Raw genomic sequence first — 14,897 nt, 5'->3', positions numbered from 1 at the left:
ATTATTTAACTCAATATATAACGAAGTTAAACTTTTAAAAATTAACTTACTACACAATACTAAATAACGTCAGTTCGGGATAAACTTTGATGTAAGTTATTGAAAAGATAGATCAGGCACAGCGGAGTCTTACCGTTTAAAAGTCAAATGTAAGTATTAACCCACTTCGTCTTGCACTTCGCTTGAAATATATTTCAATCTTGTTCAGGTTCGACCTGAGAGGTACTACCTCGCAAGGCTTTCGGGATGAGTGGCACTGCCACGTAAGGGCAAAACCATTTGTCAGTCGCCAACTCTACAGATACTATCAAGTACCTAATATATCGCAAAAACAGTATATTGCAGATCTTGCGGAATATATTCCTCATGCCTCGAACAATGCGACTGACGTTTCCGCGTATCAGATGTTTGGAACATATCTTATCTCGAACTCAGGTTAAATAGTCATTTTGGAAAATTACTTACAAGCAAGCTCAACAAAAATATGGTATTCAAGGAAGATCAACCGTTCTTGTGTGGTTGCGCAGGTACGGACAACAAGATTGGACTTCACAGACTATGCCAAAATCATCAAAAAGACAGCTCACTCCACAACAACAGATACGTCAGTTAGAAAAGAAACTTGCTGATGAAAAACTCAAAACTGAATTTATGCAAGATGTGATTTATCACCTAGATAAAGAATGTGGAACAGACTTTCAAAAAAAGTATTCCGAGCACGTTTCAAAGATTGGAAAGCCCAAAGACGATTGAGTCTTACCTGTTTTTGCCGTTGGATTGGCATCACAAAGCAAGCTTATTACCAAGCAGAACAACGTGCTCAAAAGAAATCTGCTGAATTCAAGCAAGTACTTGAATTAATAATGCATTATCGCTAGAGGTACGCAATATTGTTCAAACCTGTATCAGAAAGCCTTACAAGAATATGGAATAACACCATCAATGACGGATGGATACCTTGCGAAACAGTTTTTCTCATACCAAAATGCTTTAGCTGAAAGGGTTAATGGAATATTGAAGCAGGAGTTTTTAACGACACGTTGTAACACAATGCAAGAACTAGATAAGCTGATAGCTGAATCTATTTTCATTTATAATTATTACCGCCCACATTTGAGTTTGGATATGTTAACGCCGAATCAAATGTATGAAAAGAGAAAAACCGAGCTAGTGATATAACTCGGCTTTAAATGTAAATACCGTCAACCTATTCTAGGACGAGACACTTACTTCGATTGCGCCATCAATGCTTCAATATCTTCAATTGATTTCACCACGTTCTTGGTCAAAATCAACGGGCCATTTTCAGTAGCAACGATATCATCCTCAATACGAATGCCAATACCGCGCCATTTTTCATCAACCGATTCATCATCAGGAGCAATATATAAACCCGGTTCTACCGTGACTACCATGCCTGCTTCATATGCACGCCATTGACCATTTTCATCTTTGTAAGCACCGACATCATGTACATCCATACCTAATAAATGGCCTGTACCATGCATATAAGATTTGCGATAGCTTTCAGATTCAATGATTTGTTCAAGATCACCTTGCATAAGACCTAAATCAAGTAAGCCTTGAACTAAAATACGCACTGCAACGTTATGTGGTTCTTTATATGAATGACCAATTTGAACTGCATCAATCGCAGCGATTTGTGCATCAAGTACAACTTGGTATAAGGCTTTTTGCTCAGGGCTAAACTTTCCATTTACAGGAAACGTCCGAGTAATGTCCGAGGCATAATATTCATATTCACATGCGGCATCGATTAAAACTAAATCACCATCTTTTAATGGTTTATTATTTTCCACATAATGCAAAATGCAAGCATTCTCACCACCGCCTACAATACTGTTATACGATGGAACACAGCCATTTTGACCAAAAATATAATTTAATTCCGCTTCTAGCGCATATTCCATCATCTCTGGACGGACTTTTTGCATCGCACGGGTATGCGCTTCCGCACTAATATTTGAAGCGATTTGCATGAGCTCTATTTCTTTTGCAGATTTGAACACACGCATTTCATTTAGAATCTGATCAAGCTGCATAAACGTTGTAGGAACACCAAAACCACGTCCTGCATCATTGGCTTTTTTTGTCCATGCACTTAGCTTTGCATCAAAATCAGCACGTTGACCAATACGATAAAATACTTTTTCTTTGTTTAAAATTTTGGCAATGATTTCTTCATCAAGCAAATCAATTGCATAAGCTTCGTCTGCATCATAATCATCAATTGCGCCATCTATACCCGCACGATAACCATTCCAAATTTCCATCTCACGATTTCGTTCTCGACAGAACAAACTATAGGTATAGTTTTGGCTTGTTTCATCCGTTTCAATGACTGCGACTGCTTCAGGTTCAGCAAACCCTGTGAGATAAAAGAAGCTGCTATCTGGTCGGAATTTATAATCAGCATCACCATTACGCATCACTTCAGGACTGGTTGCAATAATAGCGATACTATTGGGACCCATTTGCTCAGCGAGGCGGTCACGACGTTCCTGAAAATCTGCTTGGCTTAATTTCATTGTATATTCGGCTTATATTTCAAATAATTGAATCTGGTGAATGATGATCTTAACTTACAATCACAGCATAAAAAATGCAAATATCCGATTTAGAATATTTGCATCTTTTTGAAAATAGCTTGTTACAATGAACTTGAACTAACTTGGACGATGTGGTGTAAACATTTCAACCAAACTACTTGTTTCAGAATCAGCTGTTGCCTGTTTCATTTTGCTATGTAAATTTTGAAGCAAAGAACTTTCAGCAACAGGAACCTTTTTACGTCCCATTGACAATGATACTGGAATCAAACGGACAAACTCATATAATTCCAGATAGCTCGCTTCACCTTCTTCGTCATCATCTGATTCTTCAAACTCAACTGATGCAACATCTTGTAAGCTTTCAATGAGTTCTTGCTCGTCAGAACGAATATGTCCTGATGCCAAGCCAAATCCTAAAACCACACCTTCACACCAATCCGCTAGTGCTTGAACACGATCAGACAATGCATGTTCATCATCTGGGAGCATTGGTAAATAGTCTAAATCATCTTCAGATAGTGCATGTGCAATATCTTCCGCTTCTTCTGTAAGCACTGCGATTGCAGCATCGTCTAATTTTGGTACATCTAGGGTTGATAAAATTTGTAACCATTCATCACGAGTCGGCGCTTCGGTAACACAAACTATACCTGTCAGTAAGCCATGTAACTCACTCGGGCTTGAAATCTCTTCAATCTCATCAAAATTTTGGTTCCAATCCGACCAACCTGAAATATCGTCTTGCATTCGCTTTTCCAATCTCTATACTTCTCTATATATTACCTTTGATTGCGAATCTGTGCGACCTCGATATGTTAGAACAATTACAGCGTCTACAGACGCATATTGGTGTTTTAAAAACACGAATTGAAAATGTTGAGAAAGAAAATGCATCGCTGTTAAAAGAAAAAGATAACAGCGAGGAGCAGGCTCATTCTCAAATTAGCCATAAGAACAGTATTATTACTCAAAAACAGGATGAAATTGAGTCACTTACTGATCAACTTACACAACTGCAAGGTCAGTTCCAGCAACTGAATACCGATGCGACATCATTAGCTGAGCGTTATGGTCGTTTGGAAAAAAGCTGTACCGATTTAAAAAATCGTTTCCAAGAAATTTTAGCTGAACGCAATGAATTACGCGTTGTGAAAGAAAAAATAGTGAATGAACAACGTCATCAACTACAAGATATTAAAAATCTTAAAGATGAACGTGAACGCCTTATTCTGAAAAATGAGCAAGCCAAAGCCAAAGTTGAAGCGATTATCCAGCGTCTTTCGATTTTAGGAACAGAACAAGATCATCATGCGCAAGAAATTCAGCAACTTGCTCATCCAACTGAAGCGAATGAGGAAGTTTAACTATGTCTGAACATGTGACGGTAGAATTGCGTCTAATTGAACAAGTCTTTCGTTTGGCGACGACTTCAGATAAAAAAGCAGACTTAGAAAAAGCAGGTCAGCTTTTGAATGACAAATTTCAAGAGTTTCGTCGTAAAGCACCCAATGTAGAACACAATAAATTGGTGATCATGGTTGCTTTGGAGTTAATGCAAGAAGTATTAACCATGAATAAATCGTTACAAGAATATGCACAATGCGAACGTCTGTTAGATGATATTTTAGAAGGTGTTGAAAAAGCGGAATAATCCGCTTTTTTTTCGTGCAATTGATCGGCTTTTGGGATCTGTATTTATAAATTATGATCTTTGGTGATTTGCCAGCATCCTTAAATTATGTATACTTAATACAACTCTAGGGTGTTCGCCAGTAAGTCTATTCCCCTGCCGATACTTAAACTTACGGATGTGTTCTGTATATTTTGAGTGTATGCCCACCTTGAGTGGGAAACCCATTAAGTGTACGTCACGTCCACCTTGAACTCATCGGGTTCAGGGTAACGACAATGCAGCGGCATCTCTGGAGTGTTTTATTTTTAATAAGAACAATAACTTATATAAGAAAAAATTTGATAAGATTCGATGCCTTTATCAAAACGGGTAACTTTCTATTTTTCACGATCTGTGTCAGGTCAAGTCAGAACTAATACAGATTATCCAAAAAAGTGAGTATTGCATACTCATTAGTTCTCATTCATAAGCTAGGCTATATACGACTCTCTCTACACTTTTTAGCTCGCCACCAGTTAAATCATTAAAAATGATATGTGCAAATTGAGGCCACCCCTTGTTGTTATCTAAAAAAACTAATACCTCTCCACAAATGTTTATGCCACAAGTTTTTGTTTTCTCAATCCCTTTAAAATACTCTGTCTTAAAATTGCTAAACTGATGCTTTTTCCGCTTAACTAGAGAAGTATCTGGTGCATTCCCTAAATATATTTTAGAAAGAACTTTACCACTTCGATCCTTCAACTCATAAACATCAAAGTCCATTTTCCCAGTAGAAACAGCCACTATTTGAAATTCTTTTGGAAGTATTAAAGTATAACTATTTGACAGTACAGCTTTCTCACCAATTACTGGATTGTTAATGTTAGCAATATGATTAGTAGTACACGATACTAATAATGAACAACTAAATAACAATCCTATAACTTCATGTAATTTCATAGTTAACACCCAAATGTTTTACAAAATGTTAATTTATTAGCATCAATAACATTTTTGATATCTTAAGGAGTGACAGCTCCCCTACTGACTTCCATAATTTTATGCTCAAAACCAAGATTTAATACACTATAACCATCACTGTTATCTCTATATTGATCCGGCGACAACCCCATCAAAAGACCTTGTTCGTGAGCGACCTGTCATCCAACTGAACCACTCGACCAAACTCCTGTATTTCCACCAACGCCTGATACATAAGGACGAGCACTCCCTTCAGGAACTGCAATTGTATAAACTTTTGGACCACTTAAATTACGACCATCTACAACTGATGTATGTTGCAAAATCACCTTGCAATATGGCAGTGTTATTCGGCAATAAAAATACTTTCTTTAAAGACCTTATAAAAATGTTTTTTTGATAAAAAGAGCAGTTTTTCAATACAACATACTTGATCATTTAAATATAAATCTAATCAATAAAGTACATCAAAATTAAACACCTAATCTACATCACCACACTCAAACTAAAAAGGGAGATAATGTTGTTCATTACCTCCCTTTTATTTTAATTATCATTTTTATCTAAAAATTAAAGTTTAGAAATCAATTAACTCAGGTTTTGCATATCATCGAACTTTTTAAGCTCATAAGGTAAACCCACGTAGTTCTCAGCTAATGTTGTTAAACCTGCTTTTGAATCCAAAATATAATTTAATTCAGCTTGCTTGATTTTATGGTCAAAATCACTTTCCGTTTCAAAACGATGTAGCAAATGGGTCATCCACCAAGAAAAACGCTCAGCTTTCCAAACACGTTTTAAACATTTTTCAGAATATTGATCTATTCCCTCTGTTGAATCCTTTAAATAAAATTCAATCAAAGCACTCGATAAATACGCAATATCAGAGGCTGCTAGATTTAAACCTTTCGCACCTGTAGGTGGAACAATATGTGCGGCATCACCAGCTAAGAATAGCTTGCCAAACCGCATCGGTTCAGTAACAAAACTGCGTAATGGCGCTATACTTTTTTCAATAGAAGAACCTTTAATTAAACTTTTACGGCTCTCATCATCAAGGCGTTTTTCTAATTCACCCCAAAATCTTTCATCAGACCACTCATCAACATGATCAGTCAAAGGAACTTGTAAGTAATAACGGCTTCGTGTTTTAGAGCGCATACTGCATAAGGCAAAACCACGTTCAGATTGCACGTAAATAAGCTCATCTGAAACAGGTGGTACATCTGCTAATACACCTAACCACCTAAAAGGATAAACCTTTTCAAAGGTTTTAATTTTATCCTGCGGAACACTTGCACGACAAACGCCATGATAGCCATCACAACCTGCAATAAAGTCACATGCAAGACGATATTGCTGATGATTATGATTGAAAGTCACATAAGGATTGCTATCAAAATCATGAATCTGTACACCCTCTGCTTCGTAATAGCTGCACAAGCCAGCATTTTCGCGTGCTTGCATCAAATCTTTAGTTACTTCGGTTTGACCATAAACTGTTACTTGCTTCCCTTGTGTAAGCGCTGATAAATCAATTCGATGCTTTAAGCCATTGCTTAGAATTTCAATACCATCATGTGGAAGTCCAAATTTATTTAAGTTTTGATCAACACCTGCTTGTGTCAATAAATCGACAGATACTTGCTCAAGGATTCCAGCTCGAATACGAGCAGCCACGTATTCCGCACTGCGCTGTTCAATAATAATATGGTCAATTCCTGCTTTATAGAGCAATTGTCCAAGCAGAAGTCCTGCGGGGCCAGAACCAATAATCGCAACTTTTGTTTTTAAATTTTCCATACATGTATCTCCATATCTTGATTCTTAAATTAATTTTTTTATTCAAAAAACGATATAGTCAAAATAGGATAATCACCGTATATTGGTCATAGTGTCCGTATATCGGACAAAACATGACTCCACATAATCTAAAAGTATGGTGAGTATGAGATACGATCTAATTGAAAATAAAGTTTCAGGTGAAACCATTAAGCTCGATGATTATATTTCTGGATTGGCGAAAGGTCTGAGTTTGCTTGAAGCTTTTGGCGTTGATCGGCAAAAACTGAACTCCTCTCAGATTGCAGCACGTACAGGTTTAAGTCGCACCGCTGCACGACGTTATTTACGAACTTTAAAGTTTCTAGGTTATTTAGAAAGTGATGATCATTATTTTTGGCTAACACATAAAGTACTGCGTTTATCGAGTTCTTATTTAAGCTCTGCTCATTTACCGAAAGTTGTACAGCCTATTTTAAACCTATTGTCCATTCAAACAGCACATACGTTTTCTTTAGTGGTGTTAGATGAACATGAAGTCGTACCCATCGCTCGAGGTTTTTTACCCCAGCAAGATCATTTCCGTTTAAATCCTTATGGTATGCATCTAGGCAATCGCTTACCAGCACATGCAACCTCTACGGGTAAAGTTCTATTGGCAGCATTGAGCTTAGAAGAACAAAAGAATTGGGTCGAGAAATATGGCTTAAAGCGCCTAACGCCTTATACAATTCAGGATAAAGAACAGTTTTATCGTGTCTTAGCAGAAATTCAGACTCAAGATTATTGTTTATCAAAAGAAGAACATGAATTAGGCATTATTGCTATTGCTGTACCGATACTCAATGCACAAGGTATAGCGGTTGCTGCATTAAATTGTATGTCACAAACCAATCATGTAACGGAAGAACAATTAATTCAGCAAATTTTGCCTTTACTAAGAAATACCGCTTATGAGTTAAGAAGTATGGTTTGATCATTCGTTTTATGTAAGCAATGAATAACTATTCACAATCAATGGAATAGACTACATATCCTATTTTTAAATAAAAATTTGAAAGCATGCTACGCCCTACAGAAATGTATACTAATCAAAATTTATAAAAAGAAGCCGAACCACAGAACTTTTTTAAAGAAACATAAAATTTAGCATTTTTATACTAGCTATAATCTCTAACAACTTTTTTAAAATCCAACTGAAGTCCTAACCTGTCAAATTGCTTCTTGATCATATTCGATCCAAAATTTGATGAGGGGTAGATTGTGGGCAAAAGCTATAGGCAAAAAAAAGCTCTTGTAATAACAAGAGCTTTTTTAAATATTTGGCGGAAGCGGTGAGATTCGAACTCACGGAGGACTCACACCCTCGTCGGTTTTCAAGACCGGTGCATTAAACCGCTCTGCCACGCTTCCAATGGCGGCTATCATATAAATAAAATACGAACTTGGCAAACTTTTTTAGAGATTTTTTCATTCAAACGTACAAAATAAAATCAAAAAACACTAATTTGCTGAATTTTCGAGCTTTTCATAACGAATTGTGTTGATGTACCACAGCTTCTTTCCTAGAGGAGTAACGACTTCGACTTCATCATCTACTTGTTTAGACAGTAAAGCACGTGCCATTGGTGAATCTATCGAAATATGTTGTGGATGATGATCATAAATTTCATCAACGCCGACGATACGCAAAGTTTTCTGTTCCCCGTCATCATTTTCAATTTCAACCCATGCGCCGAAATACACTTTTCCTTCTTGTTCTGGAGAAAAATCAATAATCCTCAGTTCTTCTAAACGCTTACCTAAATATCTTACGCGTCGGTCTATTTTCCTAAGTATTTGTTTATTATATTGATAATCAGCATTTTCTGAACGATCACCTAAACTTGCAGCCCAATTTACTTTTTTAGTAATCTCAGGGCGTTCTACACGCCATAATTGCTGTAGCTCAGCAACTAAAAGATCATGTCCTGTACGAGTAATTAAATTCGATTTCATTTTTTAAAACCATTCACAATATACAATGTCTTTTCTCATTTATACGTTTAGGATTATCTATAGTCTTCGTTCATTATACTAGTCATTTTTTTATTGCTCATTATATTGAACCGTAGGAAAAATGAACGATTGAAAAAGGGTTCTATTGTTAAAATCTACGGATTCCTTTTGCTTAATTCTTCATCCAAAAAGAAAAAATAAGCAATTAAAAATCCTCGCTATTTAAGTTTTATTGCATTTATCTTGTATGTAAATTAGGTACATTCTCTTACATTTTAAATGCATATATTTTTACTGTTGAATCATTCAAAATTTCAAAAAAAATTATCATTAAAAATCAAAAACTTAAATATTATTATTTGATTGTTTTTTGTACAAAGTTTGACAAGCTAAAAAAACGCCGATAATATGCGCACATGTTTTATTAGCTTATTTATATTTTTTTGTAGTTTTTCTGCAAAAGCAATCAATCCCACATGTCATTTTTTGAATGACGTTCATGACTGCCCACCCTTATTGAATTTACCAACTGTAAAAGGTTATAGGCTTCTTTTGCTTTAACTTTTTTGGGCAATAAATTACTTGTAGCGGAGACAACATGCACAGTAGTTCAACCTCTGGGTCGAGGCTTAGCCTTAACTCATTTTTCCGTGCTCTTCCAATCAAAACTTTAGTTTTATCTACCGCATTAATTCCTTTTAGTATTAATGCGACCAAGACCAACCAGTACAATGCTGTAGTTAATTCAAGTAAATTGACTGTAGTTGCGGTTTCCAATCCTAGCATCGTGTTTAAGGATGGAAGATTTAAGCATGGCTTCGGCTATGATTTAGCGCATAATTATGCACAAAGTCTAAATGTGAAGTTAGATTTTCAGACTGTTCCAGACAATGCAACTGCATTGAAAATGGTTGCACAAGGCAAAGCCAATTTCGCGATCACAACAGCAAATATGCAAACCATTGAAGCGAAACAGTTAACTTCTTTTTCAGCCAGCTGTGGTGATTTTAACAGCTTGAAAAAAAATGGTTTAAATACTGAACTCAATTGGGTATTTAAGCAAGCTGAAGACCCATTAACAGCGACAGCAAGTGGTTTTGTCTGCCAAAGCAAGCAAAATGGTGCTACACAACAACTCGCTGCATTCTATAACCGTAATGTTGTGAAACAGAACGATTGGGATGTAATCCAACGTGATTTAAGTAATCGCCTACCTATCTATAAAGCGAGCTTTCAACGTTCAGCGCAGCAATATGATTTAGATTGGCATTTACTTGCAGCAATCGCTTATCAAGAATCTTATCTTAAACCAGACTCTGTTTCTCCCACAGGTGTTCGTGGTTTGATGATGTTGACCAATGGTACAGCAAAAGAAATGGGTGTACGCAATCGTAATGATCCTGCGCAAAGCATTCAAGGTGGCGCGAAGTATTTCGATATGATGCTCAGCCGTTATTCTTATATTTCTAATCCAGATCGTCGTTGGTATGCACTTGTCGCATATAACATGGGTCCTGGTGCTGTAGAAAGCATTCAAAAGCGTATCAAAGCTCAAGGTAAAGATCCGAATGATTGGATGAATCTTTATAATTATTTGACACGTAATCAAGCTCAAAATGGTCGTTATAAGCAAGCTGTTCAATATGTCACACGTATTCGTGCTTATTTAGAACATATTAAAACGACACCTCGTTTGTTAGAAATCTAAGTAGACGTTGAAAATCCTAAGCACTGAAGTGCAATATTAGATGCATAAAAAAAAGCTTACCCACGATAGGTAAGCTTTTTTATTTTCAGTTGTGATTAAGCAGTTTGCTCAAGTACACGTTTGAAAAGATCTTTTTGCTCTTGGCTAGGTTTAGCTGTTTGTAAAGCCATCAATTGTGACATGTCACCTTGAACTTTGATTTTACCCGTCATGAATGCTTGCATCGCAGCAGCCATATCAAATTCAAGGAATACTTTACGAAGCGTTTCAGCATCCATATTCAGTGTAGTTTTAGCATTTGCAGAAGCGCCTTTAAGGATTTTTCCGCCATCTAAAGCAAGTTCAGTATTGCCATCAGCATCAGCAACAACTAAGTTGATTGCTAAATTTGAAAGTGCAGGTGGTAAATTTAAATCACCAGCTTCAGCAGTCAATTTTTCTACATTTGCAAACCAATCATCAGTTAAGAAAGCAGGCATGTTCATTCCTCAAATTATTTATTCGTTTATTGTGTTGTCTATCCGAACAACATCATGGTGAAGCAGTTTTGCTTGCCCATTGTTATAGCATGATAATTTCAATTTGGGCTAAAGTTTTTTGTACGGGCTGTTCAACTTTTGTCGGATTTTTGACTTTACTTTAAAAAAAGGCACTCAAATCAATCTGAGTGCCTTTTTGAATGCGTTTAGAAGCAAAAATTAATCTGCTGCAAAACTTAAATTAACAACATCAAGACGCTTTTTCATTTCTTCAGTATCGCACTTCATATCAAACTCACGTTCTTCATCCAATTTTTCAAAATCAAATAAATCACGGTCAGCCAATTGTGATGGCGATACATTCTGTAAAGCCCCAAATATGCTGTGCAGACGTTTAGGATATTGCTTATCCCATTCACGTAACATGTCATTCAACATGGCACGTTGTAGATTTTCCTGAGAGCCACACAAATTACATGGAATAATTGGGAATTGTCGAATTTCCGCATATTTAATAATGTCTTTCTCTTCGACATAAGCAAGTGGGCGAATCAAAATATTCTTTTTGTCTGATGACAAAAGTTTTGGTGGCATCGCTTTTAAGCTACCGCCATGGAATAGATTCAAGAAGAAGGTCGCAATAATATCATCACGATGATGTCCCAAGGCAACTTTAGTTGCACCAATTTCTTGTGCAAAACCATATAAAGAACCACGGCGTAAGCGAGAACAAACTGCGCAGTAAGTTTTACCTTCAGGTGTTAAACGTTTGGTAATACTGTAAGTATCTTTTTCCAAAATATAATAAGGAATATTATTTTCCTCTAAATACTTTGGCAAAACGTCTTCAGGGAAACCTGGTTGCTTCTGATCAAGGTTTACCGCAACCACATCAAAATTGATCGGTGCAATACGTTTGAACTGCAACAAAATGTCTAACAAAGTATAGCTATCTTTCCCACCAGAAACACAGACCATGACCTTGTCGCCTTCTTCGATCATTTTAAAGTCACGAATTGCATGACCGACCTGACGACGAAGTTTTTTCAATAGACGATAGTAAGCCGAACTTGTAGGAAGTTCTGGTTTGAAATTAAATCCTTGTTCGGACTCAACTGGCGAGTACATAGACGCGATTTACCAAAAAAAAATTCTGCGTGATTTTAGCTGATTTGTTGTTGAATCGCATCTAAAGATTTTTATTTTTACATTAATCTTTTTATTGGTCATATTCCTGTCTTATTCACCTATCTAAAATAGACGGTCAAGTTCATTTTTTAACCGAGGTGCTTATGATTTGGACTTTTCCACAGTTTTCCACAAATCCTGTGGATAAAAGTGTGGATTGTTTGGGGCTTGACAAAGTATTCATACGGAGGAATGGGCGTTTTCTTTAAATTGATCACTTTTTAACCACCTTATTATATTTATATTTTACAATGACTTATTATAGTCAATAGATATGTTTTAAAAAAATATAAAATTATTTTTGATTAATATGCCAACAAATAAGACTTGATTTTTTTTATTTGTATTGATAAAAAACAAATCATGGTATTTCTTCTCGAATAACTTTGCTAAACTCCAAAAGGAAATTGGGGAAAATTTTAATTACTAAAAATGAAAAAATTAATTACGGGTTCATTGGTATCAATTTTAGGGTGTATGAGCATTGCTTCATTTACATCACAGACCTTTGCTGGGCAAATATATTTCTACAAAGACAAAAATGGCACCACCCTACTGACCAACCGTAAAAATTCAGACAGTTCATTGCAAAAAGTTAAAGTCACTTATTACAAAGACAGCAATATCCATAGCTATAGTAATTGGGGTAGTTCAGAGTCTTCTGTTTTACCCAGTTATAGTCGAAGCAAAAACTCTTTTGACAATATTATTCGTCAAGCCGCGCAAACTCATGGCATTTCTGAAGGTTTAATTAAAGCAGTGATGCATACAGAGTCTGGTTTTAATTCAAATGCTCGCTCTCCAGTTGGCGCACAAGGGCTAATGCAACTCATGCCTGCAACAGCTCGACGTTTTAACGTTTCCAATTCACTTGACCCACAACAAAATATTTTTGGTGGTGCCAAATATCTGAGTTGGTTAATGAAACGCTTTAACGGGAATACCAATTTAGCACTTGCGGCATATAATGCAGGCGAAGGCAATGTCGATAAATATGGCGGTATTCCGCCTTTCCGTGAAACACAGGATTATGTCAGACGTGTCACCAGTCGTTATAACAACTTATATGCACGTGGTTTAAATATTACTGACAATAGTTCAAGTAACAATTCAAGCCTTGGGCAAGTGATTGCACAGTCGAATCCAAATACCAATAACAATTCAAATGAGAATAATAGCGCTGCAAGCTTTTCGAACAGTACACCTGTCGTGACGCCTGCAAAATACAGCTCTAGACAAATTATTGTTGCATCTGACGGTACTTATACCGATGCACCTTCTGGTGCTTCATATTCCACAGCCAATGCCAGTGCTTCAGCACATATTCGTTTTGGAAATTAGTACATCATTTAAATTTTCTAAGTGAATAATTTAAAAAGTTGCTTATTTCTCCTTTAAAGATAATTTAACTCTATTTTCAAATATTTTTTTAATTTTTATATAGTTAGAACTCGTATATTAAAATTATTTTAATTTTATATTGCATAGATTTTTTCAATTATTCTTGAATTTTCATGATCTAAACCTCATATTCGGTACATGGTTTATAATCAATAAATCAAATTATTTTATATTTATGAAGAGGGTTTTCTCGATGATGCGGATTGGTTTGTTTTTGCTAACCAACCTCGCGGTACTGGTTGTAGCTGGCATTATCCTATCGTTATTAGGTGTTGGTAGTTATCACGGCGCTGGCGGTCTCAACTTAGGTAACCTGATGGTGTTCTGTTTAGTCTTTGGTATGGCAGGCTCTTTTGTCTCGCTTTTCCTTTCTAAATGGATGGCTTTAAAAACCACAGGTACTGAATTAATTGATCCTAATGCACCTCGTAACCAAGCTGAATCTTGGTTACTGCAAGAGGTTGCTCAACTTTCACAACGTGCTGGTATTAAAATGCCAGATGTCGGTATCTTTCCATCTTATCAATCGAATGCTTTTGCAACAGGTTGGAACAAAAATGATGCGCTCGTATCTGTTTCAACAGGCTTGTTAGAGCGTATGAATAAAGATGAATTACGTGCCGTACTCGCTCACGAAATTGGTCACGTTGCCAATGGTGACATGGTCACCTTATCGTTAATTCAGGGTGTTGTGAACGCCTTCGTCATGTTCTTTGCCCGTGTTGTCGGTGACTTCATTGACCGTAATGTCTTTGGTCGTGAAGATGGTGAAGCTCCTGGATTGGCTTATTTTGCGATTACGATGGTATTGGATATCGTCTTTGGTATCTTGGCTTCAGCAATTGTCATGTGGTTCTCTCGCCATCGCGAATATCGTGCAGATGAAGCTGGAGCACAATTGGCAGGTAAAGAAGCCATGATCTCTGCATTATTACGCTTACAAGCAGAATCAGAAATGCCTGATCAAATGCCTAAAGAGATGAAAGCTTTTGCAATCGCAGAAGGTAAAGAACAAGGGTTTAGTTTGGCAGCGTTATTCCATACTCACCCAAGCATCGAACAACGTGTTGCTGCTTTACGTCAGCTCAATTTGCCATAATTCATTTATCGTAATTTGTGCAAAATTGAGCATGAGTGAAAATAGATAAAATAATGCCTCCAATGGGAGGCTT

15 protein-coding genes, 1 tRNA gene, 1 other RNA gene and 1 pseudogene are annotated in these 14,897 nt (G+C 36.5%); 9 read left to right on the top strand and 9 right to left on the bottom strand.

Going from position 1 to position 14,897, the window contains the following annotated elements:
* The first annotated feature begins 558 nt into the window (after positions 1-558).
* Positions 559-753 (top strand): hypothetical protein, encoded by a 195-nt coding sequence (locus tag GGG_RS20860; RefSeq protein WP_010113949.1) that lies wholly within the window; start codon positions 559-561, stop codon positions 751-753.
* A gap of 123 nt (positions 754-876) precedes the next feature.
* A pseudogene (locus tag GGG_RS20855) lies at positions 877-1,179 on the top strand (integrase core domain-containing protein); the annotation flags it as partial.
* 47 nt (positions 1,180-1,226) lie between these two features.
* On the opposite strand, the gene pepP reads toward GGG_RS20855, so the two are convergent.
* Together pepP and GGG_RS0108715 are read right to left on the bottom strand one after the other, a co-directional pair.
* Positions 1,227-2,549, bottom strand: a complete 1,323-nt coding sequence (gene pepP, locus GGG_RS0108720; protein ID WP_010113944.1) for a Xaa-Pro aminopeptidase — start codon at positions 2,547-2,549, stop codon at positions 1,227-1,229.
* A 138-nt stretch (positions 2,550-2,687) separates the two neighbouring features.
* Positions 2,688-3,320: a UPF0149 family protein gene (locus GGG_RS0108715; RefSeq protein ID WP_010113942.1), complete on the bottom strand. Its 633-nt coding sequence runs from the start codon at positions 3,318-3,320 to the stop codon at positions 2,688-2,690.
* Between the two features lie 65 nt (positions 3,321-3,385).
* Between GGG_RS0108715 and GGG_RS0108710 the strand changes: the two genes are divergently transcribed.
* From GGG_RS0108710 to ssrS, 3 genes are all read left to right on the top strand, one after another.
* A complete protein-coding gene (locus GGG_RS0108710; RefSeq protein WP_010113940.1) occupies positions 3,386-3,937 on the top strand; it encodes a hypothetical protein in 552 nt (183 codons plus the stop codon).
* A 2-nt stretch (positions 3,938-3,939) separates the two neighbouring features.
* Positions 3,940-4,224, top strand: a complete 285-nt coding sequence (locus GGG_RS0108705) for a cell division protein ZapA (RefSeq protein ID WP_010113939.1) — start codon at positions 3,940-3,942, stop codon at positions 4,222-4,224.
* A 100-nt stretch (positions 4,225-4,324) separates the two neighbouring features.
* Positions 4,325-4,506, top strand: a non-coding RNA gene (ssrS, locus tag GGG_RS20635) — 6S RNA.
* 159 nt (positions 4,507-4,665) lie between these two features.
* On the opposite strand, the gene GGG_RS0108700 is transcribed toward ssrS, so the two are convergent.
* The 3 genes from GGG_RS0108700 to pobA form a co-directional block, all read right to left on the bottom strand.
* Positions 4,666-5,148: a hypothetical protein gene (locus GGG_RS0108700; protein ID WP_010113937.1), complete on the bottom strand. Its 483-nt coding sequence runs from the start codon at positions 5,146-5,148 to the stop codon at positions 4,666-4,668.
* A 200-nt stretch (positions 5,149-5,348) separates the two neighbouring features.
* Entirely contained in the window at positions 5,349-5,492 is a 144-nt protein-coding gene (locus GGG_RS21010) for a hypothetical protein (protein WP_157998077.1), read from the bottom strand.
* A gap of 265 nt (positions 5,493-5,757) precedes the next feature.
* The gene (gene pobA / locus GGG_RS0108690; RefSeq protein ID WP_010113936.1) at positions 5,758-6,972 is read right to left on the bottom strand and encodes a 4-hydroxybenzoate 3-monooxygenase; all 1,215 of its coding nucleotides are present in this window, start codon (positions 6,970-6,972) and stop codon (positions 5,758-5,760) included.
* Between the two features lie 145 nt (positions 6,973-7,117).
* On the opposite strand from pobA, the gene GGG_RS0108685 reads away from it, so the two are divergent.
* Positions 7,118-7,927, top strand: coding sequence for an IclR family transcriptional regulator C-terminal domain-containing protein (locus tag GGG_RS0108685; RefSeq protein ID WP_010113935.1), 810 nt, complete (start codon positions 7,118-7,120; stop codon positions 7,925-7,927).
* A 347-nt stretch (positions 7,928-8,274) separates the two neighbouring features.
* Here the strand turns inward: GGG_RS0108685 and GGG_RS0108680 are convergent.
* A tRNA-Ser gene (locus GGG_RS0108680) sits at positions 8,275-8,364 on the bottom strand.
* A 90-nt stretch (positions 8,365-8,454) separates the two neighbouring features.
* Positions 8,455-8,949: a transcription elongation factor GreB gene (greB, locus tag GGG_RS0108675; protein ID WP_010113934.1), complete on the bottom strand. Its 495-nt coding sequence runs from the start codon at positions 8,947-8,949 to the stop codon at positions 8,455-8,457.
* A gap of 598 nt (positions 8,950-9,547) precedes the next feature.
* Here greB and GGG_RS0108670 point away from each other — a divergent pair.
* Positions 9,548-10,657 (top strand): transglycosylase SLT domain-containing protein, encoded by a 1,110-nt coding sequence (locus tag GGG_RS0108670; RefSeq protein WP_010113931.1) that lies wholly within the window; start codon positions 9,548-9,550, stop codon positions 10,655-10,657.
* A gap of 95 nt (positions 10,658-10,752) precedes the next feature.
* Here GGG_RS0108670 and GGG_RS0108665 read toward each other — a convergent pair whose 3' ends face one another.
* Both GGG_RS0108665 and ttcA read right to left on the bottom strand, forming a co-directional pair.
* On the bottom strand, positions 10,753-11,136 hold the full coding sequence (locus GGG_RS0108665) for an SCP2 sterol-binding domain-containing protein (protein WP_010113929.1): 384 nt from the start codon (positions 11,134-11,136) through the stop codon (positions 10,753-10,755).
* Between the two features lie 219 nt (positions 11,137-11,355).
* A complete protein-coding gene (gene ttcA, locus GGG_RS0108660; protein WP_010113927.1) occupies positions 11,356-12,264 on the bottom strand; it encodes a tRNA 2-thiocytidine(32) synthetase TtcA in 909 nt (302 codons plus the stop codon).
* 537 nt (positions 12,265-12,801) lie between these two features.
* Between ttcA and GGG_RS0108655 the strand changes: the two genes are divergently transcribed.
* A complete protein-coding gene (locus GGG_RS0108655) occupies positions 12,802-13,665 on the top strand; it encodes a lytic transglycosylase domain-containing protein (protein ID WP_227500493.1) in 864 nt (287 codons plus the stop codon).
* 253 nt (positions 13,666-13,918) lie between these two features.
* Positions 13,919-14,824 carry a protease HtpX gene (gene htpX, locus GGG_RS0108650; RefSeq protein ID WP_010113924.1) on the top strand — a complete coding sequence of 302 codons (906 nt, stop codon included), beginning with the start codon at positions 13,919-13,921 and terminating at the stop codon, positions 14,822-14,824.
* Positions 14,825-14,897 lie beyond the last annotated feature (73 nt).

This window comes from Acinetobacter sp. P8-3-8, from assembly GCF_000214135.1.
Lineage (GTDB): Bacteria > Pseudomonadota > Gammaproteobacteria > Pseudomonadales > Moraxellaceae > Acinetobacter.
Note: the sequence above shows the minus strand (reverse complement) of the source record. Positions and strands in the feature narration are given on the sequence as shown.

What these genes read in the sequence shown, in the direction of transcription:
- GGG_RS20860 (WP_010113949.1), top strand. Translation starts at nt 559, where the DNA reads ATGCCAAAATCATCAAAAAGACAGCTCACTCCACAACAACAGATACGT.
- pepP (WP_010113944.1), bottom strand. Translation starts at nt 2,549, where the DNA reads ATGAAATTAAGCCAAGCAGATTTTCAGGAACGTCGTGACCGCCTCGCT.
- GGG_RS0108715 (WP_010113942.1), bottom strand. Translation starts at nt 3,320, where the DNA reads ATGCAAGACGATATTTCAGGTTGGTCGGATTGGAACCAAAATTTTGAT.
- GGG_RS0108710 (WP_010113940.1), top strand. Translation starts at nt 3,386, where the DNA reads ATGTTAGAACAATTACAGCGTCTACAGACGCATATTGGTGTTTTAAAA.
- GGG_RS0108705 (WP_010113939.1), top strand. Translation starts at nt 3,940, where the DNA reads ATGTCTGAACATGTGACGGTAGAATTGCGTCTAATTGAACAAGTCTTT.
- GGG_RS0108700 (WP_010113937.1), bottom strand. Translation starts at nt 5,148, where the DNA reads ATGAAATTACATGAAGTTATAGGATTGTTATTTAGTTGTTCATTATTA.
- pobA (WP_010113936.1), bottom strand. Translation starts at nt 6,972, where the DNA reads ATGGAAAATTTAAAAACAAAAGTTGCGATTATTGGTTCTGGCCCCGCA.
- GGG_RS0108685 (WP_010113935.1), top strand. Translation starts at nt 7,118, where the DNA reads ATGAGATACGATCTAATTGAAAATAAAGTTTCAGGTGAAACCATTAAG.
- greB (WP_010113934.1), bottom strand. Translation starts at nt 8,949, where the DNA reads ATGAAATCGAATTTAATTACTCGTACAGGACATGATCTTTTAGTTGCT.
- GGG_RS0108670 (WP_010113931.1), top strand. Translation starts at nt 9,548, where the DNA reads ATGCACAGTAGTTCAACCTCTGGGTCGAGGCTTAGCCTTAACTCATTT.
- GGG_RS0108665 (WP_010113929.1), bottom strand. Translation starts at nt 11,136, where the DNA reads ATGCCTGCTTTCTTAACTGATGATTGGTTTGCAAATGTAGAAAAATTG.
- ttcA (WP_010113927.1), bottom strand. Translation starts at nt 12,264, where the DNA reads ATGTACTCGCCAGTTGAGTCCGAACAAGGATTTAATTTCAAACCAGAA.
- GGG_RS0108655 (WP_227500493.1), top strand. Translation starts at nt 12,802, where the DNA reads ATGAGCATTGCTTCATTTACATCACAGACCTTTGCTGGGCAAATATAT.
- htpX (WP_010113924.1), top strand. Translation starts at nt 13,919, where the DNA reads ATGATGCGGATTGGTTTGTTTTTGCTAACCAACCTCGCGGTACTGGTT.